Source organism: Nonomuraea sp. 3-1Str, assembly GCF_031570565.1.
In the GTDB taxonomy this organism is placed as follows: Bacteria; Actinomycetota; Actinomycetes; order Streptosporangiales; family Streptosporangiaceae; genus Nonomuraea.
Genome location: NZ_JALHBK010000027.1, coordinates 110,421 through 125,153, shown reverse-complemented (window position 1 = coordinate 125,153; position 14,733 = coordinate 110,421). Strand labels below are relative to the sequence as shown.

Here is a 14,733-nt window from a genome sequence, read left to right as displayed (position 1 = left end):
GGGGGGGGGGGGGGGGGGGGGGGGGGGGGGGGGGGGGGGGGGGGGGGGGGGGGGGGGGGGGGGGGGGGGGGGGGGGGGGGGGGGGGGGGGGGGGGGGGGGGGGGGGGGGGGGGGGGGGGGGGGGGGGCGGGGGGGGGGGGGGGGGGGGGGGGGGGGGGGGGGGGGGGGGGGGGGGGGGGGGGGGGGGGGGGGGGGGGGGGGGGGGGGGGGGGGGGGGGGGGGGGGGGGGGGGGGGGGGGGCGGGGGGGGGGGGGGCCCGCCGTACCGACTCGCCGCCGGAAGGCCGGGAGGCGGGGTCCGCGGCCAGGAGCGAGAGCACCAGCCGGTCCAGCTCGGCGGGCACCTCGGCACGGTGCCGGCTCGGCGGCGCGGGCTCGGCCCGTCCCTCTGCGGCGGCGTCCCCCGGAGCGTCCTCGAACGCCGGCCGGCCGGTCAGCAGCTCGTAGCAGACGCACCCCAGGGCGTACAGGGCCGACGCGGGCTCGGCCGGGCGCCCGGCGGCCTGCTCGGGAGCGGTGTACCGGGTACCCGGCGCGGCGAGCCCCGCCAGGCCGAACCCGACGACCTTGAGCACCCCGCTGCCGGCCCGCCGGAAGGTGTCCGGGTCCACCTGCCCGTGCACGACCCCGGCGCGGTGGGCGGCGTCCAGCCCGGCGGCGGCCTGGCCCACCAGGTCGCACGCCTCGGCGATCGGCAGCGGCCCGCGCGAGCCCAGCTCCTCCCCCAGGCTCTCGCCGCCGAGGTACTCCATCACCAGGTACGGCGTGCCGTCCTCGTCGCCCACGTCGAGCACCATGGCGACGTTCGGGTGGATGACCCGGGCCACCGCCTCGGCATGCCGCTGGAGCACCTCCCGCGTGGCGGCGCCCGGCCGGAGCAGCTTCACCGCCACGGTCCAGTCGGCACGCGTGTCGTACCCTCGCCACACCTCTCCCATCGGCCCGTTGCCGATGCGCTCGTCGAGCCGGTACCGGCCAGCGACCATGGAAGGCGCTTCGTCCGACATATCCCCGCCAATAACTACAGAAACGGCATTTTCGACCCACCATAGAGCCCCAGCCGTCCCCCGAAGCGCGGATTCAGGAGAGCACCGCCGCCGACCTGCTCAGGGACGCGGAGGCTGCGGCCGCTCGCCGCCCTCCTCCGGTCCCACCGGCCGTTCCCCGGCCTGCCCTCCGGCCTGTCCCGTGTCGGCCGGCGCCTCGCAGGTCTGGCCCTCGCCGCCGTCCTGGTACGTGCGCTCGACCGCGTCGAAGCCCTGCCCGATCTGCTCGTCGTACTTGTGGCCGGTTCGTTCCTGGGCGAACTGCTCGGCCTTGCGGAGCGCCTCGTCGGTCTGCGTGGAGTGCTCCTTCGCCACGTCCTTGGCCTTCTTCAGCCATTCGCCGATACCCATGGTGTGACCTCCTCCACTGCCTCGGTGACTGGCGTACCCGACAAACGGAGCGATCCCCCCTAAACAGGTATATATCCCACCCAGAGGCCGGAGATCATCAGACAGCGCGAAGGGCGGGAAGCCAGTGGCTTCCCGCCCTTCGCACGGACTCCGGAATCAGGCCGTGGCCGGCTCCGGGGCGCGGCCCGGACGCTCGGGCTGCAGCGGGGCGTCCAGCTCCTGCGGCGGCGCGTTGAAGACGGCCTCGTCCAGGCGGCCTTCCGAGCGGGCCACCAGCACCGGCACCACCATCTGCCCCGTCACGTTGGTCGCGGTGCGGATCATGTCGAGGATGGGGTCGATCGCCAGCAGCAGGCCGACGCCCTCCAGCGGCAGGCCCAGCGTGCTCAGCGTCAGCGTGAGCATCACCGTCGCCCCCGTGAGGCCGGCCGTGGCGGCCGAGCCGACGACCGAGACGAACGCGATCAGCAGGTACTCCCCCACCCCCAGCGGCACGTTGAAGACCTGGGCCACGAAGATGGCGGCCAGCGCCGGGTAGACCGAGGCGCAGCCGTCCATCTTGGTGGTGGCGCCGAACGGCACCGCGAAGGAGGCGTAGTCGGCGTCCACGCCGTTGCGCTCGATGGTGACGCGCTGGGTCAGGGGCAGGGTGCCGACCGAGGAGCGGGAGGCGAAGGCCAGCTCGATGGCGGGCCAGGCGTTGCGGTAGAAGGTCAGCGGGTTGACCTTGCCCCAGACGGACAGCAGCACCGGGTAGACGGCCAGCAGCACGATGAAGCAGCCCACGTACACGGCGACGCTGAACTTGGCGAGCGGCGCGAGCAGCTCCCAGCCGTACGTGGACACGGCCTTGCCGATGAGGCCGGCGGTGCCGATGGGGGCCAGGCGGATCACCCACCACAGCGCCTTCTGCACCAGCTCCAGGACGGAGCGGCTGAGGGCGAGGAACGGCTCGGCCTTGTCGCCGATCGCGAGGGCGGCGGCGCCGAGGACGGCTCCCAGGAAGACGATCTGGAGGACGTTCATCTCGGTGAAGGCGGTGAAGACGTTGGTGGGCAGGATGCCGGTGACGAAGTCGAGCCAGGTGCCGGCGCCCTCCAGATCGGGGGCCTTGGCGGCGCCGGTGTCGAGGGTGACGCCCTGGCCGGGGTTGATCACCAGGCCGAGCGCGATGGCGAAGGCCACGGCCACGGCCGCGGTGGCGAGGAACCACAGCAGGGTCTTGGTGGCCAGCCGGGCGGCGCCGTTGACGTTGCGCAGGTTGGCGACGCTGACCAGCACGGCGGTGAACACCAGCGGCGGCACGGCCACCTTGAGGAGCTGGACGAAGATCTGGCCGACCTTGGTCAGGGTCTCGGTGAGCCAGGCCACGTCCCAGATCTTGGCGACGAAACCGAGGGCGACGCCGAGCGCGAGGCCCAGCAGCAGTTGCAGGGAGAAGCTGAATCTCTTCACGGAAGGAAGACTCCGGAGGTGCGGACGGCACGGCGGTGCGCACGTCATGCGGGCAGGGAGGTGGCGCCTGGGGTGGCGTTGAAAGGGGATCGGCGATCGAGCGCGTCAGAGCGCGATCAGCGACAGATGGCCCCGACCACCCGGCAAAGGTCGATGTGCAGGCGCTCGACCAGCCACACGATGACCACGGAAAACCTCACGAGTCTGTCCAACACACCGCACCTCCGGCCGTATTCCACGTTCCGGAGGTGATCGGCGTCACAGATGACGGAGACCGCCGTCAGCCGGCGATGTCCTTGATCTGCTCGATGAGCCGCACCCGTTCCTCGTGCGTGCGGCCGAGCGGCGCGACGTTCAGCGTGGTCACGCCCGACTCCTTCATCGCCCGCACGCGGTCGCGCACGAAGCCCTCGCTGCCGATCAGGGAGATGCTCTCCAGCAGCTCGTGGGGCACGAGCGCCGCGGCCTCGTCCTTCTTGCCGTCGAGGTACAGCTCCTGGATCCGCTCGGCCTCCTTCTCGTAGCCGTAGCGGCGGGCCAGGTCGTTGTAGAAGTTGCGGCCCTTGGCGCCCATGCCGCCGATGTAGAGGGCGGCCATCGGCCGTCCGAACTCCAGCAGCCCGGCCACGTCGTCGCCGATGGCCAGCGACGCCTGGGCGATCACGTCCAGCTCGCCGAGCTCGGGGTCGCGCCTGGCCTTGCCGGCGGCCAGGGACTCGCCCCACACCGCGCCGGCCTTCTCCGGCATGTAGAAGATCGGCTCCCAGCCCTCGGCCAGCTCGGCGGCCAGCTCGACGTTCTTCGGGCCGATGGCGGCCACGACGATGGGGATGCGCGGGCGCACCGGGTGGTTGATGAGCTTGAGCGGCTTGCCGAGGCCGGTGCCCTGACCGGACGGGAGCGGCAGCGTGTAGTGCCGGCCCTCGTACTGGACGCGCTCGCGCCGCCACACCTGGCGGCAGATCTCGATGACCTCCCGGGTACGGCCGAGCGGCGCGGTGTACGGCACTCCGTGGAAGCCCTCGATGACCTGCGGCCCGGAGGCGCCGAGACCGAGCGTGAACCGCCCGTTGGACACGAAGTCCATGCCGGCGGCGGTCATGGCGAGCAGGGTGGGCGTGCGCGAGTAGATCGGCAGGATGCCGGAGGCGATCTCCAGCCGCTCGGTCCGGGCCGCGATGTAGCCCATCTGGCTGACCGCGTCGAAGCTGTAGGCCTCGGCCACGAAGACGATGTCGAGCCCGGCCTTCTCGTAGTCGGCGAGCTCGGCGACCGTCTCCTTGAAGCCGCCCGAGTAGTTGAGTGCCATACCGATGCGCATACCGGGCTCCCGAGACCGAATGATATTCCGTTGCGAGGGCAACAGATTAGCGGGTCGGCGCGCGGTACGGCGACCGGCTAGCCTGGTGCCGATCTCGGAGAGGGGCCGATGCTGAAGAGGGTCGTCGGGCGGATCGTGGTGACAGCGGCGGTCGTGGTGGCCGTGGTGCTGGCGGGGCATCGGCTGATCCCCGCGATGGGTGGCTTCACACCCGTGGTGGAGAGCGTGCTCCCCTGGCTCGGCCTCGCCGTGCCCGTCCTGCTCGGCCTCGCGGCCCTGGCCCGTTCCCGGGCGGCCCTCGTGGCGGCGCTGGTGCCGGGGCTGGTGTGGGCGGCGATGTTCGGGCCCGCCTGGTTACGCACCCCGCCCGGCGGGCCCGCCGACCTGTCGGTCGGCACCGTCAACGTCGGCGTGACCAACAGCTCCTCCGGCACCGCCGTACGGACCATCGCCGACGGCCTCGACCTGCTGGCCGCGCAGGAGCTGACTCCCGGCGGCCCCGCCGCCAAGCGGCTGAACACGCTGTTCCCCCATCGCTACACGGTCAGCACGGTCGGGCTGTGGAGCCGCTACCCGATCCGCGAGTCCAAGCCGCTCGACGTCGGCATGGGCTGGGTGCGGGCGCTGCGGGCGGTGGTGGACACGCCCGAGGGCGACGTCACCGTGTACGTCATGCACCTGGCCTCGGCCCGGCCCGGCCAGACCGCCTCGCGCGACGAGTCGCTGGCCGCCGCGCGCCGGCTGGTGGACGCCGACCCCAGCAAGCGGATCCTGCTGCTCGGCGACCTCAACACCGCCACCACCGACCGGGGCATGCGCGGGCTGACGCCGCCGCTGTCCGACGCGCAGCAGGAGGCGGGCCGCGGCTTCGGGTTCACCTGGCCGTCGTCGTTCCCCATCACCCGGCCCGACCACATCCTGTACAAGGGGATGACGGCGACCGAGGCCGGGGTGGCCCCGGCGACGGGCAGCGACCACCGCGCGGCCACCGCCTCCTTCCGCCTCTAACCGTCCCTGGACAGCCGCTCCAGGTCGGCCGGGGTGTCGATGTCGGCCGGATCGCCGAGGCCGTCGCACGGCACCCCGGTCACCAGCTCCGGATGGGCCTTCAGGAACGGCCGGGCGCCGGTGTCGCCCGCCGCCAGCCGGGCCCCCTCGGCGAAGTCGCGCCGCGACAGCAGCACCGGGTTGCGCCGCCGCCCGCCGTACGTGGCGACGGCCAGCCGCGCGCCGCTGGCGACCAGCGCGCGCACCGCCTCCGGCCGGATGAACGGCTGGTCCACCAGGGCCACCACGACCGCCCCGGCCTCCTCGGGCAGCGCCGCCAGGCCGACCCGCAGCGACGAGCCCATGCCGGACCTCCAGCCGGGGTTGCGCACCACCACCGCGCCGCGCACCTGTACGGTCGCCGCGCCCAGCACCACCACGACCGGGTGGCAGCCGCCCTCCTCCAGCAGCCGCACGCCCCGGTCGACGAGCCGCTCCCCCTCGTGCTGCACGAGCGCCTTCGGCGTGCCGAGCCGCGAGCCCTCGCCGGCCGCGAGCAGCAGCCCGGCCACGCGGCGCGCCCCGGCGCTCACAGGCCCTCGTGGTGGATGCGGCCGGCGGTGTCGCTGAGGGGCCGGCCGGAGCCGCCCCACCTGAGCTGGATCAGCTCGGCCGCGATCGACACGGCCGTCTCCTCCGGGGTGCGGGCGCCCAGATCGAGGCCGATGGGCGAGCGGAGCCGGGCCAGCTCCTCCTCCCCCAGGCCGGCCTCGCGCAGCCGGGCCAGCCGGTCCTCGTGGGTGCGGCGCGAGCCCATCGCCCCGACGTACCCGGCCGGGGTGCGCAGCGCCACCTCCAGCAGCGGCACGTCGAACTTCGGGTCGTGCGTGAGCACGCAGATGACCGTGCGCTCGTCCACGCCGACCGAGGCGAGGTAGTCGTGCGGCCACTTGACCACGACCTCGTCGGCCTCGGGGAAGCGCCTGGGCGTGGCGAAGACCGGCCGGGCGTCGCAGACCGTCACGTGGTAGCCGAGGAACTTGCCGAGCCGGGCCACCGCGGCGGCGAAGTCGATCGCGCCGAACACCAGCATGCGGGGCGGCGGCGCGAACGAGTGGACGAACACGGCCAGGTCGTCCAGCCGCCGCTCCCCCTGCGGTCCGTACCTTCTGATCCCGGTGACGCCCTGGGCCAGCATGCCGCGGGCGTCGTCGTCCACGGCCACGTCGAGCCGGTCGAGGCCGAGCGTGCCGGACGAGCGGCCGGGCCAGACGACGCGGCGGGCGCCGACCCGGCCGGGCCCGGACACGACGGTGGCCACGGCGACCGGCTCGTGCCCCTCCACCGAGCGGGCGATGTCGCCGAGCTCCGGGAACGTCTCGACGGACACCGGCTCGACCAGGATGTCGATGATGCCGCCGCAGGTCAGGCCCACGGCGAACGCGTCGTCGTCCGTCACGCCGTACCTCTGCAGGACGGGCTCGTCGATCCCGGCGGCCAGCTCGAACACCGCGCCCTCGACGCACCCGCCCGACACGCTGCCGACCACCTCGTCGCCGCGCACCGCCATGGCCGCCCCCGGCGGCCTCGGCGCGCTGCTGAACGTGCTGACCACGGTCGCCAGCCCGAACCTGAGCCCCGACCGCCACCACCCCATGATCTCCGGCAGCACGTCACGCATGGGCGAGCCTTTCGCTGAGTGCCTCGTAGGCGGCCAGGCTGTGCCCGGCCACCAGGTCGTCCAGGTACGGCAGCACGGCCCGCATGCCCCCGGTCAGCGGCTCGTAGTCCTCGTACCCCTTGTGTGGGTTGACCCAGATGACCCGGTACGCCTGCCGGGCGAGGCGGGCCACCTGCGCGCCCAGCAGGCTCGGGTCGCCGCGCTCCCAGCCGTCCGAGGCGATCACCACGATCTGGCCGCGGGCGTGGTGGCGGGCGAGGTACTCCCGCAGCTCCTCGCCAAGCCGGGTGCCGCCGCTCCAGTCGGGGATGGCCAGGGACGCCTCGGCCAGCGCCGTGCCGGGGTCGCGGTGGCGCAGCTCGGCCGTCACGGGGGTGAGGCGGGTGCCGACCGAGTAGACGCGGGTGGCCCGCGGCTCGCCGCGGACCAGGGCGTGCGCGAAGCGCAGCAGCGTCTCGGCGTAAGGGGCCATCGACCCGCTGACGTCGACGAACAGGACGACGCCGCGCGGCCGGACGGTGTGCGTCCGGCGCAGCAGGCGGGCCACGTCGCCCTTGCGCAGCGCCTCGCGGAGGGTGCGCCGCTGGTCGAGCCGGCCCCTGGAGGACGGCTCGAACCGCCGGGAGCGCCGCGGCGCGCGTCCGGCGCGCAGCATCGACAGGAGCCGGTGCACCTCGGCCCGCTCGGCCTCGGTGAGGGCGGCCACGTCGCGGTGGCGCAGCAGCTCGGTACGGCTGGCGCTGCCGGGCGCGCTGTCGCGCTCGTCCTCGTCCCCGGTGTCGTCGCCTGTGTCCTTGCCCGGGTCGTCGTTCAGGGTGAGGGTGTGCCGGGTCACGGTCACCGGGGCGGCGGCGCGGCGGTCCGCAGCGCGGCCGCCGAAGTACGCCTGGAAGCAGCGGTCGTAGCGCGGCAGGTCGTCGGGGCCGGCGCAGAGGGTGAAGCGGCCGGCCCAGTAGACGTCCCGGGGCCGGGCCACGTCGAGGTGGTCGAGGGCGCGCAGCAGGGTCCGGGTCCGCTCGTGGTCGGCGCCCACGCCGGCGGCCCGCAGCGTCCGCGCGAACCCGGTCACGGTGGCGGCCAGCCCGTCGAGCGGCTCACTCATGTCGCAGCAGCCCGCCGGACAGGACGCTCTCCACGTCCTCGCGGTACTTGAGCGCGGCGCCCAGCGTGGCGGCGGCCCTCGCCGGGTCCAGCTCCCTGGCGCCGAGCGTGAGCAGCGCCTCGGTCCAGTCGAGCGTCTCGGCCACGCCCGGCGGCTTGACCAGCCCCGCGCCGCGCAGCCGGGCGGCGGCCCGCGCGACCTGCCCGGCCAGCGTCTCGGTGCACTGCGGCAACCGGCGCAGCAGGATCGCCACCTCCCGCTCGAAGCTCGGGTGCTCCAGCCAGTGGTAGAGGCAGCGGCGCTTGAGCGCGTCGTGGACCTCGCGGGTGCGGTTGGAGGTGACCACGACGACCGGCGGCGTCTCGGCCCGCACGGTGCCGAGCTCGGGGATGGAGATCGTGAAGTCCGACAGCACCTCCAGCAGGAACGCCTCGAACTCGTCGTCGGCCCGGTCGATCTCGTCGACCAGCAGCACGCACGGGCTCGTCTCCAGGGCTTTCAGCAGCGGCCGGGCGACGAGGAAGCGCCGGTCGTAGATCTCGCCCTCCAGCCGGCCCACGTCGGTGACGCCCGCGGCCTCGGCCGCCTTGAGGTGGAGCAGCTGCCGGGCGAAGTCCCAGTCGTACAGGGCCTGGGCGGCGTCGAGGCCCTCGTAGCACTGCAGCCGGATCAGCGGCGCCTCCAGCAGCGCGGCGAGCGCCTTGGCCAGCTCGGTCTTGCCGACGCCGGCCTCGCCTTCGAGGAACAGCGGCCGGCCCATCCGCAGCGCCAGGAAGGCGGCCGTGGCCAGCCCCTCGTCGGCGAGGTACGCCTGCCGGTCGAGCAGCTCGGCGAGCGTGTCCGGCGACTCGATGCCCGCCCTCGCACCCGCGCTGACGCCCGCTCTGCCGCCGACCGCGCTTCTCGCCTCACCCGTCCGCCCCAGCACGCTTTCAGGCTACGCGCCGGACCGTCCGGCGTCAGTCCTCGCGGGCCTCGCCGCGCTCGCGGATGAGGGCGGACAGCTCGGCCGTGGCACGGCGGGCGCGGGCCTTCTCCGAGCCCTGGATGCCCATCGCGCCGATCGTACGGCCGTCCGAGAAGTCGAGCCGGGGCCACGGGTCGCCCACGAGGAGCGTGATGTCGATGACCTCGGGCCAGCTGTAGCGGTGGGTGCGCAGGGCGTTGACGATGGTCAGGCCCTCCTCGTCCGCCTCGACGCGCACCCGCCCGAGCAGGTGCAGCACCCACGCCACCGCCAGCCCGAACACCACGAACGCGACCCGGTCGGCGACCTGGAACGGCTCCGCGATGAGCAGCGCCATCAGCGCGGCCCCCGCGACGACGAGCACGGCGAAGACGTACGGGACGATCCTCCCCCGGCGCGGGCGCCAGGTGACGGGCAGGGCCGGGGCGGGCACAGGCTCGGGCACGCGTCGAACCTACCGCAGCTCAGGCGAGGTCCCGCAGGAGGAGTGCCGTCTCCATCGCCGCGACCGCCGACTCGTATCCCTTGTCCTCCTTGCTGCCGGGCAGCCCGACCCGGTCGAGGGCCTGGTCGAGCGTCTCGCAGGTGAGCACGCCGTTGCCCACCGGGGTGCTCTCGTCGAGCGAGACCCGGGTCAGCCCGGACGTCACGGAGTCGCAGACGTAGTCGAAGTGGGCGGTCTCGCCGCGGATGACCGCGCCGAGCGCCACGACGGCGTCGCAGCGTCGGGCCAGCGCCTGCGCCACGACGGGGATCTCCAGCGACCCGGCCACCCGGACGACGGTGGCGCTCGCGCCGCTGTCGTCGCACGCCCGCACGGCCCGCGCCACGAGCTGGTCGGTGATCTTGGCGTGCCAGCTCGCGGCCACCACGCCGACCGTCAGCCCCGAGGCGTCCGGCGCCGCCGGGCTCGCGGGACGTCCCTCTCCGCTCATGACGCCTCCGAGATGTCGTGGCCGAGGCGCTCGCGCTTGGCCGTGAGGTACCGCTCGTTGTAGGGGTTCATCGCCACCGGCATGGGCTCGCGCCCGAGCACCTCGATGCCGTAGCCGTCCATGCCCCGGAGCTTGGCCGGGTTGTTGGTGAGCAGGCGGACCGACTTGACGCCTAGGTCGGCCAGGATCTGCCCGGCGTTGGAGAACTCGCGGGCGTCCACCGGCAGCCCCAGCTCCAGGTTGGCGTCGACGGTGTCGCTGCCGTTGTCCTGGAGGCTGTACGCCTTGAGCTTGGCGAGCAGGCCGATGCCACGCCCCTCGTGGCCGCGCAGGTAGACGACCACGCCGCGGCCCTCCTCGGCGATCGCGGCCATCGCGTGGTCGAGCTGCGGGCCGCAGTCGCAGCGCAGCGAGCCGAACACGTCGCCGGTCAGGCATTCGGAGTGGGCGCGGACCAGGACGTCGTCGCCGCCGTCGAGGTCGCCGTAGACGAGGGCGACGTGCTCGCCGCCGTCGAGGGCGCTGGCGTAGCCGTAGGCCCGCCACATCCCGTACGCGGTGGGCACGCTGGTCTCGGCGACCCGGGTGACCATGCTCTCGACGCGGCGCCGGTGGTCGGCGAGCTGCTCGATGGAGATGAGGGCCAGGCCGTGCTCGTCGGCGAAGGCGCGCAGCCGCGGGAGCCTGGCCATGGTGCCGTCGTCGTTGACGATCTCGGCCAGCGCCCCGGCCGGTGACAGCCCGGCGAGCCGGGCCAGGTCCACGGCCGCCTCGGTGTGGCCGCGCCGGGCCAGCACGCCGCCGTCCTTGTAGCGCAGCGGGAAGATGTGGCCGGGCCGGACCAGCTCGTTCGGCTCGGTCGCGGAGTCGGCCAGCGTGCGGATGGTCCTGGCGCGGTCGGCGGCGGAGATGCCGGTGGTGACGCCGTCGCGGGCGTCCACGGTGATCGTGTACGCGGTGCGCATGCGCTCCTTGTTCTGCGACACCATGAGCGGCAGGCCCAGCCGGTCGAGGGCGCGCCCCTCCATGGCCACGCAGATGATCCCGCTCGTGTGCCGGATCGTGAACGTGCACAGCTCCGGCGTGGCCCGCCCGGCCGCGAAGATCAGGTCGCCCTCGTTCTCGCGGTTCTCGTCGTCCACGACCACGACCGGCCGGCCGTCGCGGATGTCGGCGACGGCCCGCTCGACCGGGTCGAACCGGATGCCGCTCACGACGCCACCGCCACGGTCCCGCCGGAGGCGACCCGGGCCCGGTACTCCCTGAGCCACTTGACGAACCCGTACAGGACGAGCACGAAGAACACCCCGTACACCGCGCCGGACACCACGAGCCCCGAGCTGAACGCCAGCGGGACGCCCACCAGGTCGACCGCCACCCACACGATCCAGAAGTCGACCAGGGCCCTGCCCTGCGCCCACGTGGCGACGGCGCTGCCGACGAAGATGTAGGCGTCGGCGGCCACCAGGAAACCGCCCTTGGGCAGCGGAACATGCGCCCCCCACGACAGCCCGGTCACCCAGAACAGGACGCCGACCACGGCGGTGCCCACCAGCATGACGGCGACGAGCCAGGTGCGCTCGGTGCTCGTCGCGGGCCGCACCGGCAGTCCGCCCTCCTGGGTGCCGCGCCGCCACGCCCACCAGCCGTAGATCGCCAGCGCTCCGAACAGCGCCTGCTTGAGCGCGTTGCCGGTGATGTGGGCGTTGATCGAGGCGATGAACAGCAGCACCGCGCCGGTGAGCTGCACCGGCCACGTCCACAGGGACTTGCGCACCGCCAGCAGGACCGTGGCCAGGGCGGCGATGTTGCCGACCAGGTCCGTCCAGAGCACATGGGTGCCGAACACGGTGAATCCGGCCTCTGCCCAGTTCACTGCTTGCCCACCAGCCTTTCGACATACTTCGCGATCACGTCGACCTCGATGTTGACCAGGTCGCCGACCCGGCGCTCGCCCATCGTGGTCAGCTTCAGCGTGGTGGGGATGAGGCTCACGCCGAAGTCTTCGTCGTCAACCGTCGTGACGGTCAGGCTGATTCCGTCGATGGCGACGGAGCCCTTCTCGGCGACGTACCGGGCGAGCGGTCCGGGCAGGGAGAAGCGCAGGTCGTCCCAGCGCTCGCCGGGCTCGCGCGACAGCAGCACGGCGGTGCCGTCGACGTGGCCCTGCACGATGTGGCCGCCGAGGCGCTGGTCGGCGCGCACGGCCCGCTCCAGGTTGACGGCGGCGCCCTCCCGCAGCCGGCCGAGGGAGGTGCGGTCGAGCGACTCCCGCATCACGTCCACGGTGAACACGTCGCCGACGACCTCCACCACCGTGAGGCAGACCCCGTTGACGGCGATGGAGTCGCCGTGGGAGGCGTCGGAGGTGACGAGCGGGCCGCGCACGGACAGCCGGGCGGAGCCGCCGTCCTGCACGAGGGCGGCCACCTCACCCTTCTCTTCGATGATTCCGGTGAACATCACTGCTCCTTGCGGGGGCGGGTGCGGGGAAGGGAAGGCCCGGTGCGGGCCGTCAGGCGGAGGTCGGGGCCGACGCGGGCGACGTCGTCGAGGACGAGGCGGTGGATGCCGGCGATGCCGGTGACGCCCGCGTCGCCCAGGGCGGCGGCGCCGGAGCCGAGAAGGGCGGGAGCGACGTAGGCCACGACCCGGTCGATCAGGCCGTGCCGCAGGAAGGAGCCCGCCAGGGTGGGGCCGCCCTCAAGGAACACGCTGACGATGTCGCGCCGGGCCAGCTCCCGCAGCAGCGGTACGAGGTCGAGGCCGCCGTCGGGGTCGCGGGGGACGCGGAGCACCTCGGCGGCCGGGGACTCGAAGGGTGTGGGGGCGCCGGGGGCCACGGCGACCAGCGTGGGCGCCTCGCCGTCCAGCACGCGGGCGCGCGGCGGGGTGCGTCCCTCGGAGTCGACCACCACCCGCAACGGACTGCTCCCGGCGGGAGCCTCGGGGGCGGGGCGGGCGGTGAGGCGGGGGTCGTCGGCCAGGACGGTGCCGATGCCCGCCACGATCGCGTCGGCCCGCGCCCGCAGCCGGTGGACGTCGGCGCGGGCCTCGGGCGAGGTGATCCACTGACTGGTGCCGTCGGCGGCGGCCGAGCGCCCGTCGAGGGTCGCGGCGAACTTCCACGTCACGTGCGGCCTGCCCAGGCGCGCGAACGTCAGCCACTCGGCGTTGACCTGCTCCGCCTCCTCGGCGAGGGTCCCGGTCTCGACGGCGACGCCGTTCGCCCGCAGCCGGGCGGCTCCGCCGGCCGCCCGTGGCGTGGGGTCGGGCACGGCGACCACGACGCGGGCGACACCGGCGTCGAGCAGCGCCCGGCTGCACGGCCCGGTGCGGCCGGTGTGGTCGCACGGCTCCAGCGTCACGTACGCGGTGCCGCCACGCGCCCGCTCACCGGCCTGCCGCAGCGCGACGACCTCGGCGTGCGGCCCGCCGGCGCGGGCGTGGAAGCCCTCCCCCGCGATCCGTCCGGCGGCGTCGACGACGACGCAGCCCACGACGGGGTTGGGGCTGGTGGTGCCGTGCCCGCGCGCGGCCAGCTCGACGGCGCGCGCCATGAATCCGGTCTCACGGGTCAGGGGATCGGCGTCATGCGCCGCGGGATCTGTGGCGTCCGCCACGGCCCTGGTCTCCACCCCGGGTCTCCTCCTCGCCATCGGCTCTCGGCCATGGCGGGCCCCGGGGGATCGGGCGATGCGCGTACGCATCACAGAGGCGCCCGGCGATCGCCGGACACCCGCGCGCTTCCTCCCATCCGGACTTTGACCGTCGGTCCCGGAATTTCACCGGGTCAACCGGCCGATGGCATCGGCCGGGTCGCGGACTGTAACCGCCGGTTCGGAGTTTCACCGACCCCGGAGCACGCTAGCTCTGTTCTTGTACCAGTTTGCCATGCCACCGCAAGTGACAGGCGCGCACCCCCCACTATGGCAACCAAGCGGTCGCTTGGTCAAATGTCACGCGGCCATGATGCGACGGGCCTCGCGGGCCGCCGGGGAGTAGCGGACCTGGGCGGGGACGAGCCCCAGGCCGGTGTGCAGGGCGCGCAGCGTGGCCGTCGCCCACAGGTCGCCGACCGGGGTGGCGGGCAGGCCGTACAGTCTGCGGGCCCAGCGCGGCAGCGTCGCGAAGGCCAGCATCGTCAGCGCGGGCACGGCCGCGCGCAGCGGCGTGAGGATGAACGGGAGCGGGGCGTTCAGCGACAGGCGCAGCGGGTGCGCCGCCTCGGGCACGAACCGCAGGCCGGGGCGCTGCGCCTCGATGTAGTCACGCAGCTCGCCGACCGTTCCGGGGACGGTGTCCGGCGCGAGGCCGACCACCTCGGCCGCCCGCCGCCACTCGGCCACGAACGCGTCGGCCTCGTCGTCGCTGAGCTTGACCCCGCCGCGCCGCGCCACCGTCAGGTAGGAGTCCACCTCGCCGACGTGCACCCACCGCAGCGCCTCGGGCTCGTCGAGCCGGTAGTCCTCGCCGGTGTCGGGGTCGTGCGCGGTCAGGCTGGCGTGGATCTTGCGGACGCGCCGGCCGGCCCGCTCCACCTCGGCTGTCGTCCCGTACGTACGGACGCGGACGAACTCCGTGGTGCGCACGAACCGGGACCACGCCTCGGCCGGGTCCATGAGGGCGGAGTGCTGGAGGACGCCGCGCATGGCACGCGGGTGCAACCCCTGCATGAGCAGCGCGCGCAGCCCGCCGACGAGGAGGATCGGCTCCCCCATCACGCGCCAGGTCACCGACCGGGGGCCGAACAGGCCGTGATCCGTCATAAGTAAGCAGTTACCCAGGTCTGGGTGTGTTTATGTCACTTTGCCGGTATCGCGTCTGCGCTCGATTCGCGTTTCCGCATATTTCATGACCCACCAATGTGACGTACGCCATTGCGCCCG

General features: G+C 73.9%; 16 protein-coding genes and 1 riboswitch. Of the genes, 1 reads left to right on the top strand and 15 read right to left on the bottom strand.

Annotation, left to right across the window (positions count from 1 at the left end; genetic code table 11):
• The 4 genes from MTP10_RS42090 to MTP10_RS32840 all read right to left on the bottom strand — a co-directional run.
• The coding region (locus MTP10_RS42090; protein ID WP_397334552.1) for a serine/threonine-protein kinase at window positions 1-985 on the bottom strand (985 nt) is incomplete at its 3' end.
• A 120-nt stretch (window positions 986-1,105) separates the two neighbouring features.
• Window positions 1,106-1,396: an antitoxin gene (locus tag MTP10_RS32850; RefSeq protein ID WP_310714416.1), complete on the bottom strand. Its 291-nt coding sequence runs from the start codon at window positions 1,394-1,396 to the stop codon at window positions 1,106-1,108.
• Between the two features lie 156 nt (window positions 1,397-1,552).
• A complete protein-coding gene (locus MTP10_RS32845) occupies window positions 1,553-2,851 on the bottom strand; it encodes a dicarboxylate/amino acid:cation symporter (protein WP_310714414.1) in 1,299 nt (432 codons plus the stop codon).
• Between the two features lie 280 nt (window positions 2,852-3,131).
• A complete protein-coding gene (locus MTP10_RS32840; protein ID WP_310714412.1) occupies window positions 3,132-4,172 on the bottom strand; it encodes an LLM class F420-dependent oxidoreductase in 1,041 nt (346 codons plus the stop codon).
• Window positions 4,173-4,280: 108 nt separating this feature from the next.
• Between MTP10_RS32840 and MTP10_RS32835 the strand changes: the two genes are divergently transcribed.
• Window positions 4,281-5,180, top strand: a complete 900-nt coding sequence (locus MTP10_RS32835) for an endonuclease/exonuclease/phosphatase family protein (RefSeq protein WP_310714410.1) — start codon at window positions 4,281-4,283, stop codon at window positions 5,178-5,180.
• Here MTP10_RS32835 and MTP10_RS32830 read toward each other — a convergent pair.
• The 11 genes from MTP10_RS32830 to MTP10_RS32780 form a co-directional block, all read right to left on the bottom strand.
• Window positions 5,177-5,752, bottom strand: a complete 576-nt coding sequence (locus tag MTP10_RS32830; protein WP_310714408.1) for a nucleotidyltransferase family protein — start codon at window positions 5,750-5,752, stop codon at window positions 5,177-5,179. The genes MTP10_RS32835 and MTP10_RS32830 overlap by 4 nt on opposite strands.
• The gene (locus tag MTP10_RS32825) at window positions 5,749-6,840 is read right to left on the bottom strand and encodes an XdhC family protein (RefSeq protein WP_310714406.1); all 1,092 of its coding nucleotides are present in this window, start codon (window positions 6,838-6,840) and stop codon (window positions 5,749-5,751) included. The genes MTP10_RS32830 and MTP10_RS32825 overlap by 4 nt, the downstream gene beginning before the upstream one ends.
• A complete protein-coding gene (locus tag MTP10_RS32820) occupies window positions 6,833-7,942 on the bottom strand; it encodes a VWA domain-containing protein (RefSeq protein WP_310714404.1) in 1,110 nt (369 codons plus the stop codon). Before MTP10_RS32820 ends, MTP10_RS32825 begins: the two co-directional genes overlap by 8 nt.
• Window positions 7,935-8,795 (bottom strand): MoxR family ATPase, encoded by an 861-nt coding sequence (locus MTP10_RS32815; RefSeq protein WP_310714424.1) that lies wholly within the window; start codon window positions 8,793-8,795, stop codon window positions 7,935-7,937. The genes MTP10_RS32820 and MTP10_RS32815 overlap by 8 nt, the downstream gene beginning before the upstream one ends.
• A 106-nt stretch (window positions 8,796-8,901) precedes the next feature.
• On the bottom strand, window positions 8,902-9,354 hold the full coding sequence (locus tag MTP10_RS32810) for a PH domain-containing protein (protein WP_310714402.1): 453 nt from the start codon (window positions 9,352-9,354) through the stop codon (window positions 8,902-8,904).
• Between the two features lie 19 nt (window positions 9,355-9,373).
• Window positions 9,374-9,844 (bottom strand): 6,7-dimethyl-8-ribityllumazine synthase, encoded by a 471-nt coding sequence (gene ribH / locus MTP10_RS32805; protein WP_310714401.1) that lies wholly within the window; start codon window positions 9,842-9,844, stop codon window positions 9,374-9,376.
• On the bottom strand, window positions 9,841-11,058 hold the full coding sequence (locus MTP10_RS32800) for a bifunctional 3,4-dihydroxy-2-butanone-4-phosphate synthase/GTP cyclohydrolase II (protein ID WP_310714399.1): 1,218 nt from the start codon (window positions 11,056-11,058) through the stop codon (window positions 9,841-9,843). Before MTP10_RS32800 ends, ribH begins: the two co-directional genes overlap by 4 nt.
• Window positions 11,055-11,720, bottom strand: a complete 666-nt coding sequence (locus tag MTP10_RS32795) for a nicotinamide mononucleotide transporter family protein (RefSeq protein WP_310714396.1) — start codon at window positions 11,718-11,720, stop codon at window positions 11,055-11,057. Before MTP10_RS32795 ends, MTP10_RS32800 begins: the two co-directional genes overlap by 4 nt.
• Entirely contained in the window at window positions 11,717-12,307 is a 591-nt protein-coding gene (locus MTP10_RS32790; RefSeq protein ID WP_310714394.1) for a riboflavin synthase, read from the bottom strand. Before MTP10_RS32790 ends, MTP10_RS32795 begins: the two co-directional genes overlap by 4 nt.
• Window positions 12,307-13,482 (bottom strand): bifunctional diaminohydroxyphosphoribosylaminopyrimidine deaminase/5-amino-6-(5-phosphoribosylamino)uracil reductase RibD, encoded by a 1,176-nt coding sequence (ribD, locus tag MTP10_RS32785; RefSeq protein ID WP_310714393.1) that lies wholly within the window; start codon window positions 13,480-13,482, stop codon window positions 12,307-12,309. The genes MTP10_RS32790 and ribD overlap by 1 nt, the downstream gene beginning before the upstream one ends.
• 101 nt (window positions 13,483-13,583) lie before the next feature.
• A riboswitch (FMN riboswitch) is annotated at window positions 13,584-13,714 on the bottom strand.
• Window positions 13,715-13,803: 89 nt separating this feature from the next.
• Window positions 13,804-14,613, bottom strand: a complete 810-nt coding sequence (locus MTP10_RS32780; protein WP_310714390.1) for an oxygenase MpaB family protein — start codon at window positions 14,611-14,613, stop codon at window positions 13,804-13,806.
• Window positions 14,614-14,733: the final 120 nt, after the last annotated feature.

Coding starts and splice junctions, on each gene's coding strand:
- ribH (WP_310714401.1), bottom strand. CDS start 9,844: ATGAGCGGAGAGGGACGTCCCGCGAGCCCGGCGGCGCCGGACGCCTCG.
- MTP10_RS32835 (WP_310714410.1), top strand. CDS start 4,281: ATGCTGAAGAGGGTCGTCGGGCGGATCGTGGTGACAGCGGCGGTCGTG.
- MTP10_RS32790 (WP_310714394.1), bottom strand. CDS start 12,307: ATGTTCACCGGAATCATCGAAGAGAAGGGTGAGGTGGCCGCCCTCGTG.
- MTP10_RS32850 (WP_310714416.1), bottom strand. CDS start 1,396: ATGGGTATCGGCGAATGGCTGAAGAAGGCCAAGGACGTGGCGAAGGAG.
- MTP10_RS32780 (WP_310714390.1), bottom strand. CDS start 14,613: ATGACGGATCACGGCCTGTTCGGCCCCCGGTCGGTGACCTGGCGCGTG.
- MTP10_RS32820 (WP_310714404.1), bottom strand. CDS start 7,942: ATGAGTGAGCCGCTCGACGGGCTGGCCGCCACCGTGACCGGGTTCGCG.
- MTP10_RS32825 (WP_310714406.1), bottom strand. CDS start 6,840: ATGCGTGACGTGCTGCCGGAGATCATGGGGTGGTGGCGGTCGGGGCTC.
- MTP10_RS32840 (WP_310714412.1), bottom strand. CDS start 4,172: ATGCGCATCGGTATGGCACTCAACTACTCGGGCGGCTTCAAGGAGACG.